At 61.5% G+C, this 17,523-nt stretch carries 18 protein-coding genes and 1 pseudogene; 8 read left to right on the forward strand and 11 right to left on the reverse strand.

Annotated elements, in window-relative coordinates; translation table 11 throughout:
* The first annotated feature begins 61 nt into the window (after positions 1–61).
* The 5 genes from CAF76_RS18370 to CAF76_RS18390 all read left to right on the forward strand — a co-directional run bounded on the left by CAF76_RS18370 (position 62) and on the right by CAF76_RS18390 (position 7,418).
* Entirely contained in the window at positions 62–1,876 is a 1,815-nt protein-coding gene (locus CAF76_RS18370; RefSeq protein ID WP_085648155.1) for a glucan biosynthesis protein G, read from the forward strand.
* The gene (gene mdoH, locus CAF76_RS18375; RefSeq protein WP_085648004.1) at positions 1,869–4,439 is read left to right on the forward strand and encodes a glucans biosynthesis glucosyltransferase MdoH; all 2,571 of its coding nucleotides are present in this window, start codon (positions 1,869–1,871) and stop codon (positions 4,437–4,439) included. Before CAF76_RS18370 ends, mdoH begins: the two co-directional genes overlap by 8 nt.
* A 358-nt stretch (positions 4,440–4,797) precedes the next feature.
* Complete coding sequence (locus CAF76_RS18380) at positions 4,798–5,595, forward strand: transporter substrate-binding domain-containing protein (protein ID WP_085648005.1); 798 nt, start codon at positions 4,798–4,800, stop codon at positions 5,593–5,595.
* 136 nt (positions 5,596–5,731) lie between these two features.
* Complete coding sequence (locus tag CAF76_RS18385; RefSeq protein ID WP_007952431.1) at positions 5,732–6,691, forward strand: amino acid ABC transporter permease; 960 nt, start codon at positions 5,732–5,734, stop codon at positions 6,689–6,691.
* Positions 6,684–7,418, forward strand: coding sequence for an amino acid ABC transporter ATP-binding protein (locus CAF76_RS18390; protein WP_064592877.1), 735 nt, complete (start codon positions 6,684–6,686; stop codon positions 7,416–7,418). Before CAF76_RS18385 ends, CAF76_RS18390 begins: the two co-directional genes overlap by 8 nt.
* 54 nt (positions 7,419–7,472) lie before the next feature.
* Here the strand turns inward: CAF76_RS18390 and CAF76_RS29090 are convergent, their stop codons facing one another.
* The 11 genes and pseudogenes from CAF76_RS29090 to ubiE form a co-directional block, all read right to left on the reverse strand.
* Positions 7,473–8,345: a methyl-accepting chemotaxis protein gene (locus tag CAF76_RS29090; RefSeq protein ID WP_371850981.1), complete on the reverse strand. Its 873-nt coding sequence runs from the start codon at positions 8,343–8,345 to the stop codon at positions 7,473–7,475.
* A pseudogene (locus CAF76_RS29095) lies at positions 8,328–9,389 on the reverse strand (methyl-accepting chemotaxis protein); the annotation flags it as partial. The gene CAF76_RS29090 and the pseudogene CAF76_RS29095, both read right to left, overlap by 18 nt.
* Positions 9,390–9,481: 92 nt before the next feature.
* Complete coding sequence (locus CAF76_RS18400) at positions 9,482–10,189, reverse strand: 16S rRNA (uracil(1498)-N(3))-methyltransferase (protein WP_085648006.1); 708 nt, start codon at positions 10,187–10,189, stop codon at positions 9,482–9,484.
* Positions 10,186–10,974 (reverse strand): twin-arginine translocase subunit TatC, encoded by a 789-nt coding sequence (tatC, locus tag CAF76_RS18405; protein WP_007952425.1) that lies wholly within the window; start codon positions 10,972–10,974, stop codon positions 10,186–10,188. The genes CAF76_RS18400 and tatC overlap by 4 nt, the downstream gene beginning before the upstream one ends.
* Positions 10,971–11,417 (reverse strand): Sec-independent protein translocase protein TatB, encoded by a 447-nt coding sequence (gene tatB / locus CAF76_RS18410; protein WP_085648007.1) that lies wholly within the window; start codon positions 11,415–11,417, stop codon positions 10,971–10,973. Before tatB ends, tatC begins: the two co-directional genes overlap by 4 nt.
* Before the next feature lie 10 nt (positions 11,418–11,427).
* Positions 11,428–11,706: a twin-arginine translocase TatA/TatE family subunit gene (locus tag CAF76_RS18415; RefSeq protein ID WP_007952423.1), complete on the reverse strand. Its 279-nt coding sequence runs from the start codon at positions 11,704–11,706 to the stop codon at positions 11,428–11,430.
* Positions 11,707–11,731: 25 nt separating this feature from the next.
* The gene (locus CAF76_RS18420) at positions 11,732–12,064 is read right to left on the reverse strand and encodes a phosphoribosyl-ATP diphosphatase (RefSeq protein ID WP_007952422.1); all 333 of its coding nucleotides are present in this window, start codon (positions 12,062–12,064) and stop codon (positions 11,732–11,734) included.
* Positions 12,057–12,458, reverse strand: coding sequence for a phosphoribosyl-AMP cyclohydrolase (gene hisI, locus CAF76_RS18425; protein WP_007909357.1), 402 nt, complete (start codon positions 12,456–12,458; stop codon positions 12,057–12,059). The genes CAF76_RS18420 and hisI overlap by 8 nt, the downstream gene beginning before the upstream one ends.
* Before the next feature lie 80 nt (positions 12,459–12,538).
* The gene (gene ubiB / locus CAF76_RS18430) at positions 12,539–14,143 is read right to left on the reverse strand and encodes a ubiquinone biosynthesis regulatory protein kinase UbiB (RefSeq protein ID WP_039772455.1); all 1,605 of its coding nucleotides are present in this window, start codon (positions 14,141–14,143) and stop codon (positions 12,539–12,541) included.
* On the reverse strand, positions 14,140–14,763 hold the full coding sequence (locus tag CAF76_RS18435; protein WP_085648008.1) for an SCP2 domain-containing protein: 624 nt from the start codon (positions 14,761–14,763) through the stop codon (positions 14,140–14,142). The genes ubiB and CAF76_RS18435 overlap by 4 nt, the downstream gene beginning before the upstream one ends.
* Positions 14,763–15,533 carry a bifunctional demethylmenaquinone methyltransferase/2-methoxy-6-polyprenyl-1,4-benzoquinol methylase UbiE gene (gene ubiE / locus CAF76_RS18440; protein ID WP_007952418.1) on the reverse strand — a complete coding sequence of 257 codons (771 nt, stop codon included), beginning with the start codon at positions 15,531–15,533 and terminating at the stop codon, positions 14,763–14,765. The genes CAF76_RS18435 and ubiE overlap by 1 nt, the downstream gene beginning before the upstream one ends.
* 165 nt (positions 15,534–15,698) lie before the next feature.
* Here ubiE and CAF76_RS18445 point away from each other — a divergent pair, with 165 nt between their 5' ends.
* The 3 genes from CAF76_RS18445 to CAF76_RS18455 all read left to right on the forward strand — a co-directional run bounded on the left by CAF76_RS18445 (position 15,699) and on the right by CAF76_RS18455 (position 17,513).
* Positions 15,699–15,974 carry a polyhydroxyalkanoic acid system family protein gene (locus tag CAF76_RS18445; RefSeq protein ID WP_007952417.1) on the forward strand — a complete coding sequence of 92 codons (276 nt, stop codon included), beginning with the start codon at positions 15,699–15,701 and terminating at the stop codon, positions 15,972–15,974.
* Between the two features lie 242 nt (positions 15,975–16,216).
* Positions 16,217–16,639, forward strand: a complete 423-nt coding sequence (locus CAF76_RS18450; protein WP_039772451.1) for a phasin family protein — start codon at positions 16,217–16,219, stop codon at positions 16,637–16,639.
* A gap of 10 nt (positions 16,640–16,649) precedes the next feature.
* A complete protein-coding gene (locus CAF76_RS18455) occupies positions 16,650–17,513 on the forward strand; it encodes a phasin family protein (RefSeq protein ID WP_085648009.1) in 864 nt (287 codons plus the stop codon).
* Positions 17,514–17,523 lie beyond the last annotated feature (10 nt).

The following is a 17,523-nucleotide window of genomic DNA, read 5'->3' on the forward strand; positions in this document are numbered from 1 at the left end:
TCCCTCACAGGCACTTCATCTGGCCGTTGGTTTATTGATCTGTTTTCGGCGAGGGTTGCTCGTGATTGTTAGTCCCTGTAATGCAGCAAAATTGTCTGCCAAACGCTTGCGCAGCGCTCTGGTAGCGGGCTCGGCAGTACTCTGCCTGCTCAGCGCCGGCCAGCTTTGGGCATTCAATCTTGACGATGTGTCGGTCAAGGCCAAAGAGCTGGCCGGGCAGAAGTTCGAAGCCCCGCGCAGCAACCTGCCGAACGAATTCCGTGAAATGAAATTCGCGGACTATCAGAAGATTCGTTTCCGCACCGAAAAAGCCGAATGGGCCGACCAGAAGACCCCGTTCAAGCTGTCCTTCTATCACCAGGGCATGCACTTCGATACGCCGGTGAAAATCAACGAAATCACCGCGAACACCGTCGAAGAGATCAAATACGATCCTAGCCGTTTCGATTTCGGCGACCTGCAGTTCGATCCGAAGGCCACCGAACAACTGGGCTACGCCGGTTTCCGTGTGCTGTACCCGATCAACAAGGCGGACAAGCAAGACGAAATCATGACCATGCTGGGCGCGAGCTACTTCCGCGTCGTCGGCAAGGGTCACACCTACGGTCTGTCGGCCCGTGGCCTGGCGATCGATACCGCTTTGCCGTCCGGCGAAGAATTCCCGCGTTTTCGCGAGTTCTGGATTCAGCAGCCGAAGCCGGGCGACAAGCACCTGGTGATCTTCGCCCTGCTGGATTCGCCACGTGCGACCGGCGCCTACCGTCTGATCCTGCGTCCGGGCAGCGACACCATTGTCGACGTGAAGGGCCAGATGTACCTGCGTGACAAGGTCGGCAAGCTCGGCATCGCGCCGCTGACCAGCATGTTCCTGTTCGGCGCCAACCAGCCGTCGAAAGTGCTCAACTACCGTCGTGAACTGCACGACTCCAGCGGTCTGTCGATCCATGCCGGCAACGGCGAGTGGATCTGGCGTCCGCTGAACAACCCGAAACATTTGGCTGTCAGCCAGTTCAGCGTCGAGAACCCGCGTGGTTTCGGTCTGCTGCAACGTGGCCGTGACTTCAGCCACTACGAAGACCTCGACGACCGCTACGACAAGCGCCCAAGTGCCTGGATCGAGCCGAAGGGCGACTGGGGCAAGGGCACCGTTGATCTGGTCGAGATCCCGACTGCGGACGAAACCAACGACAACATCGTTGCGTTCTGGAACCCGGAAAAACTGCCGGAGCCTGGCCAGCCGCTGGACTTCGCCTACCGTATGCACTGGACCATCGACGAGGCCGCGCTGCACGCGCCGGACAGCGCCTGGGTCAACCAGACCCTGCGTTCGACAGGTGACGTCAAGCAATCGAACCTGATCCGTCAGCCGGATGGCAGCGTTGCCTACCTGGTCGACTTCGAAGGCCCGTCCCTGGCCGCTTTGGCCCCGGATGCGGACGTTCGCAGCCAGGTCAGCGTCGGCGACAACGCCGAACTGGTCGAAAACAGCGTGCGCTACAACCCGGAAACCAAAGGCTGGCGCCTGACCCTGCGGATGAAGATCAAGGACCCGAGCAAGTCCACCGAGATGCGCGCAGCCCTGGTGCAGCCAGTGGTGACCGCTGATCTGGCGAAGTCTTCGGTACCGACGTCCAATTCGTCGGTAGCCAAGGCCGACAAGGTTGCCGCCAAGCAACAAGAGAAAGCCGACAAGGAAGCCAAGGCCGCCGAGGCCAAACAGGCCGACGCCAAGCCGGTTGCAGATGCCAAGGACAAGGCCAACAAAGACGCCAAGCAGCCAGCCGCTGCGGACGCGGCCCCAGCCACACCGGAATCGGCACCGACTGAAGAAGTCCTGACCGAGACCTGGAGCTATCAGTTGCCTGCCGATGAGTAACTCTCAAGTACAGCCAGAGACTCTGTCCGAGTACCTGGCGCATCTGCCGATGACCGACGAGCAGCGCGCGGAACTCGCGGGCTGCCAGTCCTTCAGCGAATTGCATGAACGCCTGTCGTCCAAGACCTTTGACGCACCGACCGAAGCCGCCCAGGCTTCGGTGGGCAAGCGCCTGATCCTGAGCACCGCCGAAGAGCTGCAAGACGCGGAAATGCTGGTGCTCGACGCCAGCGGCCGGGTCAGCATGAAGGCCACGCCGCCGATCCGTCGGACCAAGGTCGTGCCGGAGCCGTGGCGCACCAACATTCTGGTGCGTGGCTGGCGTCGCCTGACCGGCCGCACCAACCCGCCGCAACCGCCGAAGGACGCCAACGTGCTGCCGGCGGCGCGCTGGCGCACGGTCGGTTCGATCCGTCGCTACATTCTGCTGGTGCTGATGCTGGGTCAGACCATCGTCGCCGGCTGGTACATGAAAGGCATCATGCCGTACCAGGGCTGGTCGTTCGTCGATCTGGAAGAAGTCCTGCATCAACCGCTGCTGCAAACCGCCACGCAAGTGCTGCCGTATGCGCTGCAGACCAGCATCCTGATCATGTTCGGGATTCTGTTCTGCTGGGTATCGGCCGGTTTCTGGACCGCGCTGATGGGCTTCCTCGAATTGCTCACCGGTCACGATAAATACCGGATCTCCGGTAAAAGTGCCGGCAACGAGCCGATTCCGAAAGACGCGCGCACCGCACTGGTGATGCCGATCTGCAACGAAGACGTGCCTCGGGTGTTCGCCGGTCTGCGCGCGACGTTCGAGTCGGTCGCCGCTACCGGTGACCTGGACCGTTTCGACTTCTTCGTCCTCAGCGACAGTAACGACACCGACATCTGCGTTGCCGAGCAGCAGGCCTGGCTGGACGTCTGCCGCGAAGCCAAGGGTTTCGGCAAGATCTTCTATCGCCGCCGTCGCCGTCGCGTCAAACGCAAGAGCGGCAACCTCGACGACTTCTGCCGTCGCTGGGGCGGTGACTACAAGTACATGGTCGTACTCGACGCCGACTCGGTCATGAGCGGCGAGTGCCTGACCAGTCTGGTGCGCCTGATGGAGGCCACGCCGGACGCCGGTATCATCCAGACCGCGCCGCGCGCTTCGGGCATGGACACGCTGTATGCACGCATGCAGCAGTTCGCCACTCGCGTGTACGGTCCGCTGTTCACCGCCGGCCTGCACTTCTGGCAGCTGGGTGAATCCCACTACTGGGGTCACAACGCGATCATCCGCATGAAGCCGTTCATCGACCACTGCGCCCTGGCGCCGTTGCCGGGCAAGGGTGCGTTCTCCGGTGCGATTCTCTCTCACGACTTCGTTGAAGCGGCGTTGATGCGCCGTGCCGGCTGGGGCGTGTGGATTGCCTACGATCTGCCGGGCAGCTACGAAGAACTGCCGCCGAACCTGCTCGACGAGCTCAAGCGTGACCGTCGCTGGTGCCACGGTAACCTTATGAACTTCCGTCTGTTCCTGGTCAAAGGCATGCACCCGGTGCACCGCGCGGTGTTCCTGACCGGCGTGATGTCTTACCTGTCGGCGCCGCTGTGGTTCTTCTTCCTGGTGCTGTCGACCGCGCTGCTGGCGGTGAACACGCTGATGGAGCCGCAGTACTTCCTCGAACCGCGTCAGCTCTATCCGCTGTGGCCGCAATGGCACCCGGACAAGGCGATCGCGCTGTTCTCGACGACCATCGTGCTGCTGTTCCTGCCGAAGCTGTTGAGCATCATCCTGATCTGGGCCAAGGGTGCGAAAGAGTTCGGCGGCAAGTTCAAGGTGACCGTGTCGATGCTGCTGGAGATGCTGTTCTCCATGCTGCTGGCGCCGGTGCGGATGATTTTCCACACCCGTTTCGTCCTCGCCGCGTTCCTCGGCTGGGCCGCGACCTGGAACTCGCCGCAGCGTGACGACGACTCGACGCCATGGAGCGAAGCGGTCAAGCGTCACGGTCCGCAGACCCTGCTGGGCTTCTTCTGGGCGCTGCTGGTGATCTGGCTGAACCCGAGCTTCCTGTGGTGGCTGGTGCCGATCGTCGGTTCGCTGATGCTGTCGATTCCGGTGTCGGTGATTTCCAGCCGCGTCGGTCTGGGCCTCAAATCCCGTGACGAAAGCCTGTTCCTCATCCCCGAGGAATACAATCCGCCACAGGAGCTGCTGGCCACCGATCAGTACACCCACGAAAACCGCTGGCACGCGCTGAACGACGGCTTCGTCCGCGCCGTGGTCGATCCACAGCAGAACGCCCTGGCGTGCTCGCTGGCGACCTCGCGTCACGGTCAGGCCGAGCCGATCGAATGGCTGCGCCAGGAACGTGTGCGTCACGCGATCAAGGTCGGCCCGGCCGGGCTGAAAAACCATGATCGCCTGCAACTGCTGAGCGATCCGGTAGCCCTGGCCCGTCTGCACGAGCAGGTGTGGGCCGAAGGCCACGCCGAGTGGCTGGACGCATGGCGGGCTTCGGTGAAAGCCGATCCCCACGCGCCGCTGCTGCCGCTCAAGCCGGTGAGCTTGCAGGCGCAACCGGCCTGATGAAGAAACCCCGCGAAAGCGGGGTTTTTTTTGCCTGCCGAAAAGCCCCTCACCCTAGCCCTCTCCCGGAGGGAGAGGGGACTGACTGAGTTGTTCTCTCGAAATACATCGACCTGACAGATCTCGGTCGAACTCAGATTTGAAATTTACAGAGATCGGCTCCCTTTCCCCCTCGCCCCCCTTGGGGGAGAGGGTTGGGGTGAGGGGGTAAATCTTGAATGTTAAACAAATCGTCCATTAAACCTTGTGCAAAAAATCGAGTGCGTTAGCATCCGTCCCCGAATTGGCGCACCCGGACAATCTTGTCCATTTCTGTCGGTTTTCGCGCCGCAAACGCAATGGTTTTGGGGACTTGAAGATGAAGAAGTATCTGTCGATGCTGCTGGTCGGCGTCACGGCACTGGTTGCAGTCAATGCGGCGCAGGCCGGCGCAATCGACGACGCGGTCAAGCGTGGCTCGTTGAAGGTCGGCATGGATCCGACCTACATGCCGTTCGAAATGACCAACAAGCGCGGCGAAATCATCGGTTTCGAAGTCGACATCCTCAAAGCCATGACCAAGGCGATGGGCGTCAAGCTGGAACTGGTCTCCACCGGCTACGACGGGATCATCCCGGCGCTGATGACCGACAAGTTCGACATGATCGGCAGCGGCATGACCCTGACCCAGGAACGCAACCTGCGCCTGAACTTCAGCGAACCGTTCATCGTGGTCGGCCAGACCCTGCTGATCCGCAAGGAGCTGGAAGGCACCGTCAAGTCCTACAAAGACCTGAACACCGCTGACTACCGCATCACCTCCAAGCTCGGCACCACCGGTGAAATGGTCGCCAAAAAACTGATCTCCAAGGCCAAGTACCACGGCTACGACAACGAGCAGGAAGCCGTGCTCGACGTGGTCAACGGCAAGGCTGACGCTTTCATCTACGACGCGCCGTACAACGTGGTCGCGGTGAACAAGGTCGGCGCCGGCAAGCTGGTGTTTCTCGACAAGCCGTTTACCTACGAGCCACTGGCCTTCGGTCTGAAGAAGGGTGACTACGACAGCATCAACTTCATCAACAACTTCCTGCACCAGATCCACGAAGACGGCACCTACGATCGCATCCATGACAAGTGGTTCAAGAGCACCGAGTGGCTCAAGGACATGGAATAAGCGCTGGTCAGACTGACCGCGTCGAGCCCATCGCCAGCAGGCTGGCTCCCACAATGGAATGCATTTCCCTGTGGGAGCGAGCCTGCTCGCGATAGCGGCCTTCCTGGCGACACAGAATTCGGAACCTGCAAATCCAATGAAACAGAAAAAAGCCCAATGGCCCTGGCACGTCCTGACCGTGCTGGTGCTGGTCGGCCTGGCCGGCGCGTTGTATTACGCCACGTCGCTGATGTCCTACGAATGGCGCTGGAACCGTGTGCCGCAGTACTTCGCCTATCAGGCCGAGGAAACCCAGCGCGCGACCGACATTTCCACCGTCAGCGAACTGGTGCGCAAGGGCGGCAGCGCGCAGGTCACCCTGCGCAACGATGCCGGTGACGAGCAGCACCTGACCGTCGACGAAAACAGCCTGCAATTCGCTCAGGGCGACGATGTGGCCGAAGGCGACGTCGTGGGCGTGACGCGGCATTGGGCGGCGGGTCCGCTGCTGTGGGGCCTGTGGACCACGCTTTGGCTGTCGGTGGTGTCCGGGGTGCTGGGTCTGCTGATCGGTCTGGCCACCGGGCTGTGCCGGCTGTCGAGCAACCCGACCCTGCGCGACCTGTCGACGATCTATGTCGAACTGGTGCGCGGTACGCCGCTGCTGGTGCAGATCTTCATTTTCTATTTCTTCATCGGCACGGTGATGAACCTGTCCCGGGAGTTCGCCGGGATCGCCGCGCTGTCGCTGTTCACCGGCGCCTACGTGGCGGAAATCATCCGTTCCGGTGTGCAGTCGATTGCCCGCGGCCAGAACGAAGCGGCGCGTTCGCTGGGTCTGAGTGCCGGCCAGTCGATGCGTCATGTGGTGTTGCCGCAGGCGTTCAAACGCGTGCTGCCGCCGCTGGCCGGGCAGTTCATCAGTCTGGTCAAAGACACTTCGCTGGTGTCGGTGATCGCCATCACCGAGTTGCTGAAAAGCGGCCGTGAAGTCATCACCACGTCGTTCTCGCCGTTCGAGATCCTGTTCTGCGTCGCCGGCTTGTACCTGTTGATCAACCTGCCGCTGTCGAAAATCGCCAGCCGGCTTGAGCGGAGGCTCGCGCAAAGTGATTGAAGTCCGCGATCTGGTAAAAGTCTTCGACACCCGTGGGCAAGTGGTGCGCGCGGTGGATAACGTCAGCACGTCCGTGGCCAAGGGCGAAGTGCTGGTGGTGATCGGCCCGTCCGGTTCCGGCAAGTCGACCTTCCTGCGTTGCCTTAATGGTCTGGAAGAATTCGATTCCGGCTCGGTAAGCATCGACGGCCTGCAACTGGCTGACCCGAAAACCGACGTCAACGCCTACCGCCGCGAAGTCGGCATGGTGTTCCAGCATTTCAATCTGTTCCCGCACATGACCGTGCTGGAGAACCTGTGCCTGGCGCAGAAAGTCGTGCGCAAGCGCGGCCAGAAGGAAAGCGAAGCCAAGGCTCTGGCATTGCTGGAGAAGGTCGGCATCGCCCAGAAGGCCCGCGAGTACCCATCGCGCCTGTCCGGCGGTCAGCAGCAGCGCGTGGCGATTGCCCGGGCGCTGGCGATGGATCCCAAGGTCATGCTGTTCGACGAACCGACCTCGGCTCTCGACCCGGAAATGGTCGGTGAAGTGCTGGACGTGATGAAGAACCTGGCCGTGGAAGGCATGACCATGGTCTGCGTGACCCACGAAATGGGCTTCGCCCGGGAAGTGGCGGATCGGGTGCTGTTCTTCGATCACGGCAAACTGCTGGAAGACGCCTCGCCGGCGGAGTTCTTCGATGCACCGAAGGATCCACGAGCCCAGGCGTTCCTGCGGCAAGTCCTCTAAACACAGGACAAAAAAAATCGCAGCCAATGGCTGCGATTTTTTTGTGTGCGCGGTTTACACCTTGAACCGGCCCACCAGCGTTTGCAGGTGAGTGCCCAGGCGCGCCAGCTCGACGCTGGAGGCCGCCGTCTCTTCACTGGCCGCCGAGGTCTGATCCGAGACATCTCGCACGTTCAGCACGCTGCGGTTGATCTCTTCAGCCACGGCGCTCTGTTGCTCGGCCGCTGCGGCGATCTGCTGGTTCATCGCCTGAATCGCCGAAACGGTGCGAGTGATGCTCTCCAGCGAGCCACCGGCACGCCGGGTCAGCTCGACACTGCTGTCGGTCAGGGTGCGGCTGTTGTCCATGATCGTCGCCACTTGCTGGGTGCCGTTCTGCAGACCGACGATCAGCTCTTCGATCTCTTCGGTGGACTTCTGGGTGCGCTGGGCGAGGCTGCGGACTTCGTCGGCGACCACCGCAAAGCCTCGACCGGCTTCACCAGCACGGGCGGCTTCGATGGCGGCGTTGAGGGCCAGCAGGTTGGTTTGCTGGGCCACGGACTTGATCACGTCGAGCACGCTGCCGATCTTGTCGCTTTCGCGCTTGAGCTCGCCCATGGCCTCGGTGGAATGGCCGACTTCGGCGGCCAGACGTTCGATCTGGGCGATGGCCTCGCCAACCACCTTGTCGCCTTCACGGGCCTGCTGGTCGGCGGCGACCGCTGCTTCCGAAGCTTCCTCGGCGTTGCGCGCGACTTCCTGCACGGTGGCGGCCATTTCGTTCATGGCGGTCGCGACCTGGTCGGTCTCGATTTTCTGATTGTTGACCCCGGCGCTGGTCTGCTCGGTCACCGCGGACAACTCTTCGGCGGCGCTGGCGATCTGGGTCACGCCGTCGCTGATGCCGCCGATCAATTCGCGCAGGCCCTGGGTCATGCTCTGCATCGAGCGTTGCAGTTGACCAAGTTCATCGCGGCGCAGGGACACCAGATTGTGGGTCAGGTCACCGGCGGCCACGCGTTCGGCGACTTTCAGGGTCTGCTCCAGCGGAATGATGATCTGCCGGGTGATCGCCCAGGCCGCGAGCAGACCGAAGGCCAGGGCCAGCAGGGTGGCGATCATCAGCATGTTTTTGGCGTGCGCGGCATCGGTGTCGCGGACGATGGTCTGGGATTCGGTGAGTTTCTTGCTGACGTCGAGCAGGATGTCGCCCTGGGCCGACATGCGAGCCAGCGCCTTGGCGTTGTTCACCTGGGAGTCGCGGAACTGGCTGACGGCGGCGCGATAAGCCTTCAGCGATTCGGTGGCCTGTTGCAGGTTGGCGATGTGTTGCTCGGGCAGTTTGCTCGGCAGGCTTTCCAGATTGTTCAGGGCGGCGGCGATGGCATCCAGCGCCGGTTGTTCGGCTTCGGCCTTGCCGCTGTAGGTGTAGCCGCGCACCTGATAGCGCGCCTGCTGCAGCAGTTTGCTCAGCTCGATCACGCTGTTGAATTGCGCGACGCTGTCGCCTTGCAGCAGGGATTTCTCGACTTCGCTGACCTTGGCCACCGCGTTATCGGCGCTGGCGCCGAGTTTGCTGCGAGCGTCTTCACGCTGCACGGTGGCCTGGGTCATGTCGCCAAAGGCGCGTTTGTACTCGGCAACCGCCGCCAGTTGCTGATCGATCATGGCCACGTCGGACGGTTGCTCGATCATGCCGCGGGCGCTTTGCAGGCCGGCGTCGAGTTTGCCGAGCAGGTCGTTGACCGCACCGGGGCCCTGTTCGCCACGGCGGGCTTCATAGTCCAGACGCGCCAGACGCAGGTCCTTGGTCAGCTCGTTGAGGCTGGAGATGAAGCCGAGCTTGTCGCCCCGGCTGATGATCCCGCTCATGCCGGTCCAGCCGGTGAAGGTGATCAACAGGGTCAGCAGCAGCACCAGGCCGAAACCGATTCCAAGCTTACGTTTAACGCTGACGTTTCCAAGACTCTCGGCTAACCAACGGTACATGCGACGACTCCCCTCGGACCACTAATTGGACTTATGGGGAGGGTATCGGCCGCATGATGGCAATCTGTAACGCCTTTTGTCCGGAGAAGACTTCAGAACAGCCGGGCGAGCAGCGCGGTGACGGCGGTTTCGACCCGCAGGATTCGCTCGCCCAGTTGCACCGGTTGCAGCCCGGCCTTGGCCAGCAGATCGATTTCATAGGGAATCCAGCCACCCTCGGGGCCGATGGCCAGGGTTACAGGTTCGTTCAGGGCGCGGGGGCAGGGCGGGAAGTTGCCCGGATGACCGACCAGGCCGAGGGTGCCGTCGGTGATGGCCGGCAGGCGATCTTCGACGAACGGCTTGAAGCGCTTCTCGATGATGATCTCCGGCAGCACCGTATCCCGAGCCTGTTCGAGGCCGAGGATCAGTTGTTCGCGAATCGCTTCCGGCTCCAGGAACGGCGTTTGCCAGAAGCTTTTCTCGACCCGGTAGCTGTTGACCAGAATCACCTTCGACACGCCCATGGTCGCCACGGTCTGGAACACCCGGCGCAGCATCTTCGGGCGGGGCAGGGCGAGCACCAGGGTCAGCGCCAGTTTGGCCGGCGGCGGTTGATCGAGGGTGACCCGCAGCTCGGCTTCGCCCGCGTCAAGGCGCAAAAGCTCGGCCGAGCCCATCAGCCCGCCAATGCGCCCGACCCGCAGGCTGTCGCCGACTTCCGAGCGGTGGACTTCCTGCATGTGGGTCAGGCGCCGATCACGCAGCACGACGCGGTCGGCCGCAATGAAGTCGGCCTCTTCGAGCAGCAGCAGGTTCATGGCTGAGTCGCTGGCGGCTGGTCGTTGTGATCGTCGGCGGTTTCTTCCGGGCGCTCGCGTTTGCTGACCAGACTGCCGAACAGGATGCCGACTTCGAACAGCATCCACATCGGCACGGCCAGCAGGGTCTGGGAGAAGATGTCCGGCGGGGTCAGGATCATGCCGACCACGAAGCAGCCGATGATCACGTACGGACGGATCTTCTTCAGGTATTTGACGTCGACCACGCCGATCCACACCAGCAGCACCACGGCCACCGGGATTTCGAACGCCACGCCGAAAGCGAAGAACAGCGTCATGACGAAATCGAGGTAACTGGTGATGTCGGTCATCATTTCCACACCGGCCGGGGTGGCCGAGGCGAAGAACTTGAAGATCAGCGGGAACACGAAGAAGTAGGCGAATGCCATGCCGGTGTAGAACAGCAGGATGCTGGAGATCAGCAACGGCACCGCGACACGCTTCTCGTGCTTGTAAAGGCCCGGTGCGATGAAGCCCCAGATCTGATGCAAGATCACCGGAATCGCCAGGAACAGCGAGACCATCATCGTCAGCTTCAGCGGCGTCAGGAACGGCGACGACACGTCGGTGGCGATCATTGTCGCGCCGGCCGGCAGGTATTCACGCAGCGGCGTCGAAACAAAGGTGTAGATCTGCTGGGTGAAGGCAAACAGCCCGGCGAAGATGATGAAGATCGCCGCCACGCAACGCAGCAGGCGGGTGCGCAACTCGGTGAGGTGCGAAACCAGCGGCATGTGCTGGTCGTTTTCGGGGAGATCGCTCATGGGGCTCGCGGCGGCAGAGTGGTGTCGTGAGGCGCTGGTGGAGTCGGCGCGGCGGTTGGGGCTACGTGTTCAACCGAGTTTTCTGCAACAGCGGGCACTGGCTGGGTTGGCGCTACGACAGGTGCTGGTGGCGTCGCGGCGGCAGGCGCATGAATCGTCTGCTCACCCACGTGCTCGACCGGCGTCGGCTCCTGCTGAACCGGCGTGAAAATCTTCCGCGCCTCCTGTTCCAGCGACAGGATGTGCTCGTTGTGCAGTTGCCGACGGATTTCGTCGGCACCGATTTCACGCTCAACTTCCTGTTTGATCGCGTTGAAGCTGCGCTTCAGCCGTCCGACCCACAGGCCGGCGGTGCGTGCAGCGCCCGGCAGACGCTCGGGGCCCAGCACCAGCAGGGCGACGAGGCCGACGAGCAGCAGTTCAGAGAAGCTGATACCAAACATTAGTCAGTGCTCACACGTCTTTGCGGATCGGCTCTTCGACTTTCTGCGCCTGCACGTCGATGGTGTGCGGCGGGTTGGCCTGAGCGGTGGCTTGCGGCTGTACCGGTGGCACCGGTTGCGCAGGCGTGACGGTCGGATCGGCCGGTTTTTCGTCGTCGTTCATGGCTTTACGGAAGCCCTTGATCGACTCGCCAACATCGGTGCCGAGGTTCTTCAGTTTCTTGGTACCGAACACCAGTACCACGACCACCAGGATGACGATCCAGTGTTTCCAGTCAAAAATGCCCATGTTGCTGTTCCTCTTTTGAAGTTGTTCAGGCGGACGGGCGCGAGGCTTTCTCGACGTGTCCGGAAAGGCCGAAACGGCGATCCAGTTCATCCAGCACCGCCTGCGGATGCTGCCCCAGCTGGGCAAGCATGACCATGCTGTGGAACCACAGGTCGGCGGTCTCGTAGATCACGTCGCTGCAGTCGCCGCTGACGGCGGCGTCCTTGGCGGCGATGATCGTTTCGACCGATTCTTCGCCGACCTTTTCCAGAATCTTGTTCAAGCCCTTGTGATACAGACTAGCCACATACGAACTGTCGGCAGCAGCGCCCTTGCGCTCTTCCAGCACCTGAGCGAGGCGGGTCAGGGTGTCACTCATGTTTGTGTCCTGCGGAATAGATGGCGTGCGGGTCTTTCAGGACCGGGTCGACCGTTTTCCAGTCGCCGTTTTCGAAGACGCGGTAGAAGCAGCTTTGACGGCCGGTATGGCAAGCGATGTCGCCGATCTGTTCGACCATCAGGATGATGACGTCGGCGTCGCAGTCCAGACGCATCTCATGCAGCGTCTGTACGTGGCCGGACTCTTCGCCCTTGCGCCACAGCTTGCCACGGGAACGTGACCAATAGATGGCACGGTTTTCCGCCGCGGTCAGCTCCAGGGCTTCGCGGTTCATCCAGGCCATCATCAATACGCGTCCGGTCTTGTGATCCTGAGCAATCGCCGGCACCAGGCCATCGGCGTCCCACTTGATCTCGTCCAGCCAGTTTTTCATCTTCGACTCCGACAGCGAACCCACACTTCAATAGTCGGGTTCAGGCGTTGAAACAGTGTGCCAGCCGATCACGGAACTGGCTATCGGCGAACGACCAGATACAAGCCGACGGCCACCATGATCCCGGCGGGCCAATGCCCCAGTTCGTGCATCGGGCCCCCGGCGGCGAGGATCGTACCGCCCGCCAGATGGGCGCTGCCGAGCAGGCGCAGGAACCAGTCGTCCTTGCGTTTTTTCCACGGTGGCGGCGGGTCGTTGGCGTGGGGCTGGGACATGCGTTCGAGCAGATCGCGGGCCATGTTGGCCAGGTGCGGCAGTTGTTCGAACTGGCTCTGGACGTTGCCGAGCAAGGCTTTCGGGCTGACGCGCTCGCGCATCCAGCGTTCGAGGAACGGCTGCGCGGTGTTCCACAGATCGAGGTCCGGGTACAGCTGACGGCCCAGGCCTTCGATGTTCAGCAGGGTCTTTTGCAGCAATACGAGTTGCGGCTGCACTTCCATGTTGAAGCGGCGCGCGGTCTGGAACAGGCGCATCAGCACCTGGCCAAATGAAATATCTTTTAATGGTTTTTCGAAGATCGGTTCGCACACGGTACGGATCGCCGCTTCGAATTCATTGAGCTTGGTTTCCGCCGGCACCCAACCCGAATCGATGTGCAATTGCGCCACGCGGCGGTAGTCGCGCTTGAAGAAGGCGAACAGGTTGCGCGCCAGATAGTCCTGGTCTTCCGGGGTCAGGCTGCCGACGATGCCGCAGTCGATCGCGATGTACTGCGGGCTCCACGGATTGACGGTGCTGACGAAGATGTTGCCCGGGTGCATGTCGGCGTGGAAGAAACTGTCGCGGAACACCTGGGTGAAGAAGATCTCCACGCCGCGCTCGGCGAGCATTTTCATGTCGGTGCGCTGGTCGGCGAGGGTCGCCAGATCGGTCACCTGAATCCCGTAGATGCGCTCCATCACCAGCACTTTCGGCCGGCACCAGTCCCAATAGACTTGCGGCACGTAGAGCAGCGGCGAGCCTTCGAAGTTGCGTTTCAACTGGCTGGCGTTGGCCGCCTCGCGCAACAGGTCGAGTTCGTCGTAGATGGTTTTTTCGTAGTCGCTGACCACGTCCACCGGGTGCAGCAGACGGGCATCGGCGGAGACCTTCTCGGCGGCGCGGGCGAGGATGAACAGCCACGCCAGATCCTGGGCGATGATCGGTTTCAGACCCGGGCGGATCACCTTGACCACCACTTCTTCGCCAGTCTTCAGTTGCGCGGCGTGCACCTGCGCCACCGAGGCCGAGGCCAGCGGTTCGACGTCGAAGCGGCTGAACACTTCGCTGATCTTCTTGCCCAGTTGCTCTTCGATCAGTTTGACCGACAGTTGCGAATCGAACGGCGGCACACGGTCCTGCAGCCGCATCAGTTCATCGGCGATGTCTTCCGGCAGCAGGTCGCGGCGGGTCGAGAGGATCTGCCCGAACTTGATGAAGATCGGCCCCAGGTCCTGCAAGGCCAGGCGCAGGCGTGCGCCACGGCTCAGGTCCAGCGGCTTGCGCGGGAACCAGCGCCACGGCAGAACGTAGCGCAGCGCCAGCAGAAACCACGGCAAAGGCAGGTCGAACAACAGGTCATCGAGGCGGTAGCGGATCACGACGCGCTGGATGCGCAACAGACGGCGGACGGCGAGCAGCTTCATGCGTTATCGCTTGAGTCGAGGGATCGGGAAAGGCGCTCGAAGCGCGCCTCGAGACGTTCCAGATCGAGTTTGATCCGGTCCAGTTCGCTGAAACGGGCTTCGGCTTCGCGCTGCCCGACGAGGGTGCGCGATTCTTCGGCCAGGTATTCAGCGAGGTTCTGGTTGAGGCTGGCAAATCCTTGTTGATACCAGCGGGCGCGGCTGCGCAGGTGGCCGCCGACCAGTTGCGTGGCGACAGGTCCCAGCCAGCGCGAGAGTTCGTACTCCCAGTCCAGCTCCAGGTCCTGCAGCACGCCCGCCAGCTCCAGCAGCACGCCGCTGTCGCCGTCGAGTTCGACTTCCGGCGCGTGCAGCACCGCCGTCTTGTCCTTGCTCAGGGCCAGTTTCACCAGACTCGAGGCCGGGGCGCGCAGGGTGCAGTCGACGCCGGTTTCCCAGTGGGATGCGAGCATCAGGCCTTCGTCGCTCGGCAGAATGAACAGTTGCAGCGCCGGGCTGCGGCAATCCACGGCAATCACTTTGCCGGTCAGGTGCGCCAGTCGCGGCAGCGCCGTGCTGTCGAGACGCAGCACACGGTTCAGGCCGAGTTCGACGCTGGCGAGCAGCCCGGTCAGCAGCATCAGGGTTTGATGCCGCGGTGCAGGGCGACGATGCCTGCGGTCATGTTGTGATAGGTCACGCGGTCGAAACCGGCGTCGACCATCATCGACTTCAGGGTTTCCTGATTCGGGTGCATGCGGATCGATTCGGCCAGGTAGCGATAGCTTTCCGAGTCGTTGGTGATCAGCTTGCCCATCAACGGCATGAAGGCGAACGAGTAGGCGTCGTAGGCCTTGGACATCAGCGCATTGGTCGGCTTGGAGAATTCCAGCACCAGCAGGCGGCCGCCCGGCTTGAGGACGCGCAGCATCGAGCGCAGGGCGTCTTCCTTGTGCGTCACGTTGCGCAGGCCGAAGGCGATGGTCACGCAGTCGAAATGGTTGTCCGGGAACGGCAGCTTTTCAGCGTCGGCCTGGACGAATTCGACGTTGCCCGAAACACCGACGTCCAGCAGGCGGTCACGACCGACCTTGAGCATGGATTCGTTGATGTCGGCCAGCACCACCTGACCGGTCGGGCCGACCAGGTGCGAGAATTTCTTGGTCAGGTCACCCGTACCGCCGGCGATGTCCAGCACGCGGTTGCCGGCGCGCACGCCCGACAGTTCGATCGCGAAACGCTTCCACAGACGGTGCATGCCGCCCGACAGAAGGTCGTTCATCAGGTCGTACTTGGCGGCCACGGAGTGGAACACCTCAGCGACTTTTTCCGCTTTCTGGCTTTCCGGAACGTTTTTGAAGCCGAAGTGAGTGGTGGGTTCGGCATCGCTGCCTTTGCGCTGATCAGTCATATCGCTGTCACCAAAAGAGAATGCGCGACATTCTAATCCCCAAGCCATGCTTTGTCTTGGAATGGCTAAAGGTAAGATGGGCAACCTTCGGGACGATTTGCCGCAGTGGCGGTCAAGATTCGTTGCAGGCATTCATAGCCCCATTCAAAAAGCAGGAGTCATTCAATGGCCCATATCAGTGTTGAGCGTGCCCACAGCCTGGGCAAGGAAGCGGCCCGCGAGAAAGCCGACAAACTGGCGCAGAAACTCTCCGATCAATATGGCCTGGAGCCGCAGTGGTCGGGCGATGTCCTGAACCTCAAGCGTTCGGGCGTGAAGGGCGCGGTGCACGTGGCCGAGGATTCGATCCGGGTCGACGTGGAACTGGGCCTGATGATGTCGGCCATGAGCGGCATGATCAAAGCCGAGATCGAAAAGGCGCTGGATAAAGCGCTGGTCTGATTCGGGTCGGGCAACATCTCTTGTGGGAGCCAGCCTGCTGGCGATGGCGGTGCATCAGTCAACATCGATGTTGATGGATAAATCGCTATCGCCAGCAGGCTGGCTCCCACATTTGTTTTGTGGTGAGTTCGCCTGTTTGTGTCAGTTGTTAGGGTGCCGTTTCTAATTTTTCTCCCTACTTTGTGCCTGAGCCCGACACTCGTCAGGGCAGTTCCTCAAACCTTCTGCGCGTGAGGTGCACCATGGCCAAAGTCATTTTGAAGAAAAAAATCGACGCTTCGACTTCCGCTCTGAGCGACGTCAAATCCTATGCCCGCAAGATCTGGCTGGCAGGCCTGGGTGCCTACACCAAGGTCGGTCAGGAGGGCAGCGAGTACTTTCAGGAGTTGATCAAGGCTGGTCAAACTGTTGAAAAGAAAGGCAAAAAAGCCGTCACCGAAAAACTCGAAGCGGCCAACGCCGAGATCGATGAAGCCAAGAGCGAAGTCAGCTCTTTCAAAGGCCGGGTCGAAGTTCAGCTCGACAAGGTCGAGAAGGCGTTCGACACACGTGTCGCCAGTGCCTTGAATCGTATCGGCATTCCGTCTAAACATGACGTTGAGACACTCTCTGCTAAGCTCGATGAGCTGACGGCATTGCTCGAACGCGTCGCGCGTAAATCTTAAGGAGAACGGGATGGCTGGTAAAAAGAACACCGATAAAGAAGGCAGCTCGTGGATCGGAAAAGTCGAAGACTATTCCCGCAAGATCTGGCTGGCTGGTTTAGGCGTGTACTCGAAGATCGACACTGACGGCAGCAAGCTCTTCGATACATTGGTCAAAGACGGCGAGAAAGCCGAGAAGCTCACCAAGGCTGCAGTCGGCAAAAAAGTCGATGCTGCCAAGGACTCCGCTTCTTCGGCCAAATCGCGCATCAGCGGTGTGAAAGATCGCGCACTGGGCAAGTGGGATGAACTGGAAGGGGCTTTCGACAAGCGCCTGAACAGTGCGATTTCGCGCTTGGGCGTACCGAGCCGCAACGAGGTGAAGGATCTGCACAAGAAGGTCGATACCCTGACCAGGCAGATCGAAAAACTCACCGGCCTGAAAGCTCAGCCTGTCGCGGCCAAAACCGCAGCAGCCAAGCCTGCGGCCAAAACCGCTGCCAAGCCACTGGCTAAAGCCGCCGCCAAACCGGCCGCAAAACCAGCAGCCAAAACCGCTGCCGCCAAGCCAGCAGCGAAAGCCGCGGCCAAACCGGTTGCCGCCAAGGCCGCCGCCAAGCCAGCTGCAAAAACGGCAGCAAAACCAGCTGCCAAACCGGCGGCCAAGCCAGCAGCGAAAACCGCGGCTGCCAAACCCGCTGCCAAGCCTGCCGCCAAACCGGCTGCGGCGAAAAAACCGGCAGTGAAAAAACCGGCCGCGCCGAAAGCTGCTGCTCCAAAACCGGTGACCACACCGCAAGCACTGGCAAGCACGTCGAACTCGGCCTCGGCTCCAACCCCGGCGCCTGCTCCGACTGCTGCATCGACGCCGTCGACGCCAACCAGTCAGTCCTGATTTTTCAGGG

The sequence above is a fragment of the Pseudomonas sp. B40(2017) genome, from assembly GCF_002112855.1.
In the GTDB taxonomy this organism is placed as follows: Bacteria; Pseudomonadota; Gammaproteobacteria; order Pseudomonadales; family Pseudomonadaceae; genus Aquipseudomonas; species Aquipseudomonas pharyngis.